Annotated in this window: 12 protein-coding genes; 6 read left to right on the top strand and 6 right to left on the bottom strand. The window is 40.4% G+C overall.

Going from position 1 to position 9,295, the window contains the following annotated elements:
* The first annotated feature begins 9 nt into the window (after positions 1-9).
* The 6 genes from dapD to GM698_RS05795 all read left to right on the top strand — a co-directional run bounded on the left by dapD (position 10) and on the right by GM698_RS05795 (position 5,595).
* Positions 10-834, top strand: coding sequence for a 2,3,4,5-tetrahydropyridine-2,6-dicarboxylate N-succinyltransferase (dapD, locus tag GM698_RS05820; RefSeq protein ID WP_209289076.1), 825 nt, complete (start codon positions 10-12; stop codon positions 832-834).
* Positions 835-897: 63 nt separating this feature from the next.
* Positions 898-1,335: a type II 3-dehydroquinate dehydratase gene (aroQ, locus tag GM698_RS05815; RefSeq protein WP_176812021.1), complete on the top strand. Its 438-nt coding sequence runs from the start codon at positions 898-900 to the stop codon at positions 1,333-1,335.
* A 9-nt stretch (positions 1,336-1,344) separates the two neighbouring features.
* Positions 1,345-2,127, top strand: a complete 783-nt coding sequence (locus GM698_RS05810; protein ID WP_176809496.1) for a glycosyltransferase family 32 protein — start codon at positions 1,345-1,347, stop codon at positions 2,125-2,127.
* A 240-nt stretch (positions 2,128-2,367) separates the two neighbouring features.
* Entirely contained in the window at positions 2,368-2,826 is a 459-nt protein-coding gene (gene accB / locus GM698_RS05805; protein ID WP_176809495.1) for an acetyl-CoA carboxylase biotin carboxyl carrier protein, read from the top strand.
* 67 nt (positions 2,827-2,893) lie between these two features.
* The gene (gene accC, locus GM698_RS05800; protein ID WP_159628718.1) at positions 2,894-4,237 is read left to right on the top strand and encodes an acetyl-CoA carboxylase biotin carboxylase subunit; all 1,344 of its coding nucleotides are present in this window, start codon (positions 2,894-2,896) and stop codon (positions 4,235-4,237) included.
* Between the two features lie 161 nt (positions 4,238-4,398).
* Entirely contained in the window at positions 4,399-5,595 is a 1,197-nt protein-coding gene (locus tag GM698_RS05795) for a cupin domain-containing protein (protein WP_176807735.1), read from the top strand.
* Between the two features lie 110 nt (positions 5,596-5,705).
* On the opposite strand, the gene rplS is transcribed toward GM698_RS05795, so the two are convergent.
* From rplS to rpoA, 6 genes are all read right to left on the bottom strand, one after another.
* Complete coding sequence (gene rplS, locus GM698_RS05790; protein ID WP_159628720.1) at positions 5,706-6,056, bottom strand: 50S ribosomal protein L19; 351 nt, start codon at positions 6,054-6,056, stop codon at positions 5,706-5,708.
* Between the two features lie 25 nt (positions 6,057-6,081).
* Entirely contained in the window at positions 6,082-6,837 is a 756-nt protein-coding gene (gene trmD / locus GM698_RS05785) for a tRNA (guanosine(37)-N1)-methyltransferase TrmD (RefSeq protein WP_209289075.1), read from the bottom strand.
* A gap of 43 nt (positions 6,838-6,880) precedes the next feature.
* Positions 6,881-7,408, bottom strand: coding sequence for a ribosome maturation factor RimM (gene rimM / locus GM698_RS05780; RefSeq protein WP_176809494.1), 528 nt, complete (start codon positions 7,406-7,408; stop codon positions 6,881-6,883).
* Between the two features lie 35 nt (positions 7,409-7,443).
* Complete coding sequence (rpsP, locus tag GM698_RS05775) at positions 7,444-7,692, bottom strand: 30S ribosomal protein S16 (protein WP_005599334.1); 249 nt, start codon at positions 7,690-7,692, stop codon at positions 7,444-7,446.
* 180 nt (positions 7,693-7,872) lie between these two features.
* Positions 7,873-8,259 (bottom strand): 50S ribosomal protein L17, encoded by a 387-nt coding sequence (gene rplQ, locus GM698_RS05770; RefSeq protein WP_025216422.1) that lies wholly within the window; start codon positions 8,257-8,259, stop codon positions 7,873-7,875.
* A gap of 32 nt (positions 8,260-8,291) precedes the next feature.
* Positions 8,292-9,281: a DNA-directed RNA polymerase subunit alpha gene (gene rpoA, locus GM698_RS05765; protein ID WP_159628723.1), complete on the bottom strand. Its 990-nt coding sequence runs from the start codon at positions 9,279-9,281 to the stop codon at positions 8,292-8,294.
* Positions 9,282-9,295: the final 14 nt, after the last annotated feature.

Raw genomic sequence — 9,295 nt, 5'->3', positions numbered from 1 at the left:
AACATAACAATGTCTTTACAAGCAATTATTGAAGCGGCATTTGAGAAACGTGCTGAGATTACGCCAAAAACTGTCGATGCAGAAACTAAATCAGCTATTGAAGAGGTGATCGCAGGTTTAGATAACGGTTCTCTGCGTGTAGCTGAGAAAAAAGAGGGCGAATGGACGGTAAATCAATGGGTAAAAAAGGCGGTGTTGCTTTCATTCCGTATTGCAGATAACCAGATCATTGACGGTGCAGAAACCAAATTCTACGACAAAGTGCCAACCAAATACGGCAATTATACAGAAGAACAATTTAAAGCAGACGGCATTCGTGCCGTGCCAGGTGCGGTAGTGCGTAAAGGTTCACATATTGAGAAAAACGTTGTGCTAATGCCATCTTTCGTGAACATTGGTGCGTATGTGGGCGAAGGCACAATGGTGGATACTTGGGTCACCGTGGGTTCGTGTGCACAAATTGGTAAAAACGTTCATCTTTCAGGCGGCGTGGGCATTGGTGGCGTATTAGAACCGTTGCAAGCAAACCCAACCATTATTGGTGACAACTGCTTTATCGGTGCCCGTTCTGAAATCGTAGAAGGGGTTATCGTGGAAGATAACTGTGTAATTTCAATGGGCGTGTTTATCGGTCAATCCACCAAAATTTACGACCGTGAAACTGGCGAAGTGCATTATGGTCGAGTGCCTGCAGGCTCGGTAGTGGTTTCAGGTTCTCTTCCGTCAAAAGACGGTTCGCACAACCTCTATTGTGCCGTTATCGTGAAAAAAGTGGATGAGAAAACGCTAAGCAAAGTAGGCTTGAACAATTTACTCCGTTCTATTGATGAGTAATAAAATACTCTCCCTCACTTTGCAAAAGTGGGGGATTTTTTTACCGCTTGTAAGGACAACAAAATGAAAAAAATCCTTCTTCTTAATGGCCCGAATCTCAATATGCTAGGTAAACGTGAGCCTGAAATTTACGGTTCTCAAACCTTAGCGGATATTGAAAATCATCTAAAAACCTTAGCTGTATCTCAAGGCGTTGAATTAGACTGCTTCCAAGCAAACGGCGAAGAGCTAATCATCAACCGTATTCATCAAGCCTTTCAAAATACGGATTTTATTATTATCAACCCTGGGGCATTCACTCACACCAGCGTGGCAATTCGTGATGCGTTGTTAAGTGTTTCCATTGCGTTTATTGAAGTACATCTTTCTAATGTGCATAGCCGTGAACCGTTCCGCCATCACTCTTATTTCAGTGATGTAGCAAAAGGCGTTATTTGTGGCTTAGGCATAAAAGGCTACGAATATGCGTTGGATTTTGCGATTTCACAATTAAACAAATAAGGCAATAAAATGGCAATTAAAAATGAACAGTTTATCGTTATCTGTAACGGTGTTATTCGCTTATTCGGTAATATTGTGAAGATGTTGAGCTACCCTTTCCACGCCCTTTTTCCGAAAAAGCGTTTTACGATTCCAGCATATAGCCCAGCAAAAATTCGTTCTAATCAACCAACAAAAATCACCAAAACCATCTGGCAAACCAATTATTCAAATAAAGTGACGTTGCCGATATATGCCAATTATTTGTTTAATCGATTAATGTCGTTAAGCTATGATTATCGTTATGTTAGCACAGAAGAGCGAGAAGCTTACATTAAAGCTAATGCAGACGAACGCACTTTTAATGCTTACAGCAAGCTTACAGATGGTGCAGCCCAAGCTGACTTCTGGCGAATTTTCACGTTATTGAGAGAAGGCGGCATTTATATTGATATTGACGGGCATTTGGTTTATCCGCTCTCAAAAATAATCAATGAAAATGACAGCGAAGTATTAATCAAACGCCGTAATAAATACACTAACTTTTTCTTAGCAAGCGAAAAAGGCAACTGGATTTTAAAAGACACACTTGAGCTGATTATCAGCAACATTGAGAATCGTCGTATTGAAGGCGGTGTATTTACAATGACTGGTCCAAATACATTAAATAATGCCATTGGCGATAAGATTGTTAATTTCCGCCGAGATAAAATTACTTGTGCACAAGGCACATTCACAAACGAATACTTTCAATACATCGACAAGCCAGGTAGTAAGTGGAATTACAAAAAGAATGAGGATTTGCTCAAATAAATAACAAGCGGTTTAAATTTACCAAAAACTTACCATTTTTGACCGCTTGTATGGAGGAAATCTCTTACTCATTAACTGGTACGATGAATGCTAAAATCGCCAATTTTCGTCTAAATTAGAAAATTTTATTCGCAAAATTAGCGAAATTCAGGTATTCTACGAGCAGAATTTTTAGCTCTGCATTTCAATTTTACAAATGCAGAGTTCTATTTTTTAATTAATCACATACGGAATCTTATTATGGATATTCGCAAAATCAAAAAACTTATCGAATTAGTTGAAGAGTCTGGCATTACTGAATTAGAAGTGTCTGAAGAAGAAGGCACAGTACGCATTAGTCGTGCTGCACCAGCAGCGGTAGTTGCCCCTGCCGTTCAATATGCAGCAGCACCAACGCCTACTGCACCTGCTCCACAGCCTGCGGAACCTGCCTTCCCTGCTAATGCAACAACTGAGCAAGTAAGTGGCCACGCTGTACGTTCTCCAATGGTAGGCACTTTCTACCGTAGCCCAAGTCCAGATGCTAAAGCGTTCGTCGAAGTGGGACAAACCGTAAAAATTGGTGATGCGTTATGTATTGTTGAGGCAATGAAAATGATGAATCGCATTGAGTCAGACAAAGCAGGTGTGATCAAAGAAATTTTAATTAATGATGGTGAGCCAGTAGAGTTCGACCAAAAATTATTCATCATCGAATAATCTATGTTTGCCCTTGTTATTAAATAAGGGCATCTTTCCAACCAATTCACTTCAAGGGAATCTCCCAATGTTAGAAAAAGTTGTTATTGCAAACCGTGGCGAAATTGCCCTACGTATTTTACGAGCCTGTAAAGAATTAGGCATTAAAACGGTTGCCGTTCACTCAACAGCAGACCGTGAATTAAAGCATGTTTTATTAGCAGATGAGACGATCTGTATTGGTCCTGCTCCTTCTGTTAAAAGTTATTTAAATATCCCAATGATTATTGCTGCAGCAGAAGTTACGAATGCAGATGCTATTCACCCAGGCTATGGCTTTTTATCAGAAAATGCAAACTTTGCAGAACAAGTCGAAAAATCAGGCTTTATTTTTATCGGTCCAACCGCTAATGTAATTCGTTTAATGGGCGATAAAGTTTCTGCGATTAATGCAATGAAAAAAGCTGGTGTACCTTGTGTACCAGGCTCTGATGGCCCTATCGGGAATGATCCAAAGAAAAACAAAGAAATTGCCAGCCGCATTGGTTATCCTGTGATTATTAAAGCCTCTGGCGGCGGCGGCGGTCGTGGTATGCGAGTGGTTCATCACGAAAAAGATTTAGAAGAATCTATCGCAATGACCAAAGCCGAAGCAAAAGCTGCATTTAATAATGATATGGTATATATGGAGAAATATTTAGAAAATCCACGCCATATTGAAATTCAGGTACTTGCTGATACACACGGTAACGCGGTGTATTTAGCAGAGCGTGATTGCTCAATGCAACGTCGCCACCAAAAAGTAGTAGAAGAAGCACCTGCTCCAGGTATTACAGAAGAATTACGTAAATTTATCGGTGAGCGTTGTGCGAATGCCTGTCGTGAAATCGGCTATCGTGGTGCAGGTACATTTGAGTTCTTATATGAAAACGGTGAGTTCTATTTCATTGAAATGAATACTCGCTTACAAGTAGAACATCCTGTTACAGAAATGATTACTGGCATTGACTTAGTAAAAGAACAACTCCGAGTTGCTGCAGGTTTACCACTTTCTATCAAACAAGAAGATATAAAAGTGAAAGGCCACGCTATTGAATGCCGTATCAATGCCGAAGATCCACAAACGTTCTTACCATCTCCAGGCAAAATTACACGTTTGCACGTACCAGGAGGTCTAGGTGTGCGTTGGGATTCCCACATTTACTCAGGCTACAGCGTACCGCCACATTATGATTCAATGATTGGTAAGCTCATCACTTTCGCAGAAAGTCGTGATATTGCCATTCGTCGTATGGAAAATGCCTTATCAGAAACGATTGTTGAGGGAATCAAAACTAATATTCCACTGCATACCCAAATCCTTTCTGATACCGAATTCCGCAAAGGTGGTACAAATATCCACTACCTAGAGAAAAAACTCGGTCTTAAATAACCCCTCTTAAAATCTCAAAGGCGAACAATGTTCGCCTTTTTCATTATTTCGCGTGTCACAAATGAAATGATGTCGCTAAATCATAAAAAATTTAGCGTTTTCTATTATTTCTCAGGTAGAATATTAAAAAATCAAAAAGAAACATACTGCAAGGAGCATTTATGAATATTCCATTCTGCTTACCTGAAAATATTAGCCCAGAAACCTTTTTACGTGATTATTGGCAAAAACGCCCTCTTTTGATCCGTAATGGTTTACCTCAAATTGTAGGTTTATTTGAGCCAGAAGATATTATGGAATTAGCCTTAGAGGAAGAGGTTACTGCACGTCTTATTCAATGCAAAGGGGATAAATGGTCTGTAAAAGCAAGTCCACTTGAGAAAGAAGATCTACAAAACTTACCAGAACAATGGTCTGTTATGATACAAAACCTTGAGCAATGGTCGCCAGAACTCGGCGAATTATGGCAAGCCTTTAGCTTTATCCCACAATGGCAACGTGATGATATTATGGTGTCTTCCTCGCCATTAGGCGGTACTGTAGGTAAACATTATGATGAATACGATGTTTTCCTCGTGCAAGGCTATGGGCAACGCCGTTGGCAGCTTGGCAAATGGTGCGATCCAACTACAGAATTCAAGCCAAATCAGCCAATCCGTATTTTTGATGATATGGGCGAGCTAGTCTTAGATGAAGTAATGAACCCTGGCGATGTACTTTATGTTCCCTCCCGAATGGCACATTACGGCGTTTCTGAAAGCGAGCAGGGCTTAACGTTCTCTTTTGGTTTACGTTATCCAAATGCAACCAATTTATTAGAAAATTTATGTAAAACCATTGAGCAACAAGCGGATAACATTAATTCGTCAGAATTTCATATCCCGTTCCGTTTAAGTCCGAATGAACAACCCAATGCGTTACTTGATCCAAATACGATCAACACCTTTAAACATCATTTAATCGATCTGCTACAAAATTCGACCCAATTTGACGGCTTGCTTACTCATAGCGTTGCAATGGCGGTTAGCTCACGCCGTTATGAATTATTGCAAACAGATAATGAATATTACCCTGATGAAGTACAAGAAATTTTAGAATCAGGCGGCTGGTTACAACAAGATGCAAATGTGAAAATTCTCTACACTGAAAACCCACAACGCTTGTATGTAAACGGTGAATGGATTGATGAACTAAATCAAGCAGAAAGAGCATTGCTCATTCGTATCGCAAATGGCGACGCTATTTCGTGGAATAAATTAGCATCTAAAGTGCAAGATCAAACTGAATTAGAATTGATGTTAGACACCATCTGCGATTGGCTAGACAGCGGTTGGATTATTTTATCTGAAGCTGAATAACCTAAAAGATAACAAGCGGTTAAATTTGCAAATTTTTTTACAAATTTAACCGCTTGTCAGCAAAAAGCCTTGAGTTTCCCCAAGGCTTTTGTTTTTCACTGCTATAGCAATTAGTCGCCAAGACGCTCTTTGATACGTGCAGATTTACCAGAACGCTCACGTAAGTAGTAAAGTTTAGCTTTACGTACCGCACCTTTACGTTTAACAGAAATGGTGTCGATTACTGGTGAGTGAGTTTGGAATGTACGCTCAACGCCTACGCCGTTTGAAACTTTACGTAGAGTGAATGCAGAGTGCAAGCCACGGTTACGAATTGCAATAACCACGCCTTCGAACGCTTGCAAACGTTTTTTACTACCTTCTACTACCCATACCTTAACTTCTAATGTGTCACCTGGACGGAAGCTAGGTAAGTTTTGTTTTAACTGTTCTTGTTCAAGTTGTTTGATGATGTTACTCATTTTGAAAACCTTCTAAATCCTAGAATTAACTGATTTTATGTTGCTTTTTAATTTTAGCTAACAACACTCTTTGTTCGTCAGTCAGAGCTAGGCTATCCAATAGCTCAGGGCGTCTTAACCACGTTCGCTCAAGCGATTGTTCCAATCGCCATTTACGAATTTGTTCGTGATGTCCAGACATCAGCACTTCCGGAACAGGCATACCGTCTAATACTTCAGGGCGAGTATAATGCGGGCAATCAAGTAATCCTTCAGCAAAAGAATCCTCTAACGCCGAAGCTTGCTTGCCTAATACCCCTGGAACAAACCTCGCAACGGCATCAATTAATGTCATTGCAGGCAATTCCCCCCCCGTTAGAACGTAATCTCCGATTGACCACTCCTCATCAACTTCGGTTTGAATCAATCGCTCATCAACCCCCTCATATCGTCCACAGATTAAAATCAATTTCTGATTTGAAGCCAGCGTTTGCACGCCTATTTGATCGAGCTTGCGTCCTTGTGGTGAAAGATAAATCACTTTAACTTCACCATCATCTACTACCGATGCTGCCGTTTTTGCTGCGTGAATCGCATCACGTAAAGGCTGCACCATCATCAACATTCCCGGCCCACCACCATAAGGGCGGTCATCTACCGTTTTATGCTTATCAAATGTGAAATCACGAGGGTTCCAACACTCAATTTGTAGTAGATTTTGCTTAACTGCACGTCCTGTCACCCCGAAATCGGTAATTGCTTTAAACATTTCAGGAAACAGTGAAATAATACCAATCCACATTTTTATACCTTAATGTTTTCTGAAGCTCACCGCATACCTGAGGTTAGAAACCAGCGTCCCAGTCCACCGTAATAGTTTTGGTGGCGAGATCTACTCTTTTAACTACTTGTTCATACAAAAACGGAATTAATCGTTCTTGTTTTCCAAAAGCATCCTTGCTGTTTGCTCGCACTACTAACACATCGTTTGAACCTGTTTCCATCATCTCAGTCACAGAGCCCATTATATAGTCATCCAAGTTTACCACTGTACAACCGATTAAATCGTGCCAATAGTAATCTCCTTCTTCCAATTCAGGAAGCACAGATAAATCCACACCGATCTCGGCATTAGTCAACAGCTGTGCAACCTCACGGTCTTCTGTACCTTTAAATTTAACAATCAAATCGTTATTATGATAGCGCCAGCTTTCTAATTCGACCGCTTGCCAGCTGCCTTTAATTTTTAAAAACCACGGCTGATAGTCGAAAATGCTTTCAGATTGTTCTGTTGATGAATAGAGACGTAACCAGCCACGGATCCCATAGGTTGAACCTAATTTACCGACAACTTCAATTTTTTGTTCGCTCATACTCACCTACTTATTTAATTTTGGCTTATTTAATATTAAGCTGCTTTACGAGCTTCTTTTACTAAAGAAGCAACACGATCTGATAAGTCAGCACCTTTAGCAACCCACGCATCCACTTTAGCCACATCTAAACGTAAACGCTCAGCTTGACCAGCTGCTAATGGATTGAAGAAACCGATACGCTCGATAAAGCGACCATCACGAGGTGAACGACTATCCGCTACCACGATTTGGTAAAATGGGCGTTTTTTAGCTCCGCCACGAGTTAAACGAATGGTTACCATAACCTTTCCTCTAAATGTTGATAGTAAAAAATAAACCCTCGTTCGAGGTGAGGGTGACGAACTTGCCCCTAAAACGGAAAACAAGCGGTCAAATTATACAGATTTCTTGTAAAAAAACAAGCTCAGATAAAACAAAACCCCGATAGCAATATCGGGGTTTTAAGTTCAATCTAACTTAGATTATTCCGCTGCTGCTTCTGTTGCAACTTCTGGACGATCTACTAACTCAATGTATGCCATTGGAGCATTATCGCCTGCACGGAAACCACATTTTAAGATGCGAGTGTAACCACCTGCACGATTTGCAAAACGTGGACCTAATTCATTGAATAATTTAGCAACTGTATCAACGTTGCGTGTACGAGCAAAAGCTAAACGGCGATTTGCAACGCTGTCTGCTTTAGCTAAAGTAATTAACGGCTCAACTACACGGCGTAACTCTTTTGCTTTTGGTAAAGTAGTCTTGATGATTTCATGTTCAACAAGAGAACTTGCCATATTGCGGAACATCGCTTGGCGATGACTACTGTTACGGTTTAATTGACGTCCACTCTTACGATGGCGCATAACCTATTCCTTCTTAGAAAATCTATACCTAACTAGTCTTCTGCAATGCTTGCAGGCGGCCAGTTTTCAAGGCGCATACCGAGTGATAAGCCACGAGAAGCAAGAACATCTTTGATCTCTGTAAGAGATTTTTTACCTAAATTAGGCGTCTTAAGTAATTCAACTTCTGTACGTTGGACTAAATCACCAATATAGTGAATTGTCTCTGCTTTTAAACAGTTAGCAGAACGAACTGTCAGCTCTAAATCATCTACCGGACGAAGAAGAATCGGATCAAACTCTGGTTTTTCTTCTTTCACTTCAGGTTGACGAACATCACGCAAATCAACGAATGCAGCAAGTTGTTCTGCTAAAATCGTTGCAGCACGACGAATAGCTTCTTCTGGATCTAATGTACCATTAGTTTCCATCTCAATAACAAGTTTATCTAAGTCTGTTCGTTGTTCTACACGCGCAGCTTCTACATTATAAGCAATACGATCTACTGGCGAGAAACGCGCATCAACTAATAAACGACCAATTGGACGATCATCGTTTTGAGTGTGAAGACGTGCTGATGCAGGGACATAACCACGACCACGTTGAACACGAATACGCATACTAATTGACGCATTCTTATCTGTTAAGTTACAGATAACGTGATCAGAATTTACGATTTCTACATCGCCATCGTGTGTGATGTCGGCTGCAGTTACAGGGCCAATTCCAGATTTATTCAGTGTCAAAATAATATCATCTTTATTTTGCACCTTTACCGCTAGACCTTTAAGGTTTAATAATACCTCAAGTATATCTTCCTGAACGCCTTCCTTGCTACTGTATTCATGTAATACACCATCAATTTCAACTTCAGTAACTGCACAACCCGGCATAGATGAAAGTAAAATGCGGCGAAGTGCATTGCCTAATGTATGACCAAAACCACGTTCTAACGGCTCTAATGTCACTTTAGCACGAGTTGAACTAATTTGCTCAATATTCACTAAGTGCGGCTTTAAAAATTCTGTCACAGAACCCTGCATTTTTTCCTCTCTTT

Origin of the sequence: Mannheimia sp. ZY171111 (genome assembly GCF_017750945.1) — a bacterium.
GTDB classification, from domain to species: Bacteria; Pseudomonadota; Gammaproteobacteria; order Enterobacterales; family Pasteurellaceae; genus Mannheimia; species Mannheimia pernigra.
Note: the sequence above shows the minus strand (reverse complement) of the source record. Positions and strands in the feature narration are given on the sequence as shown.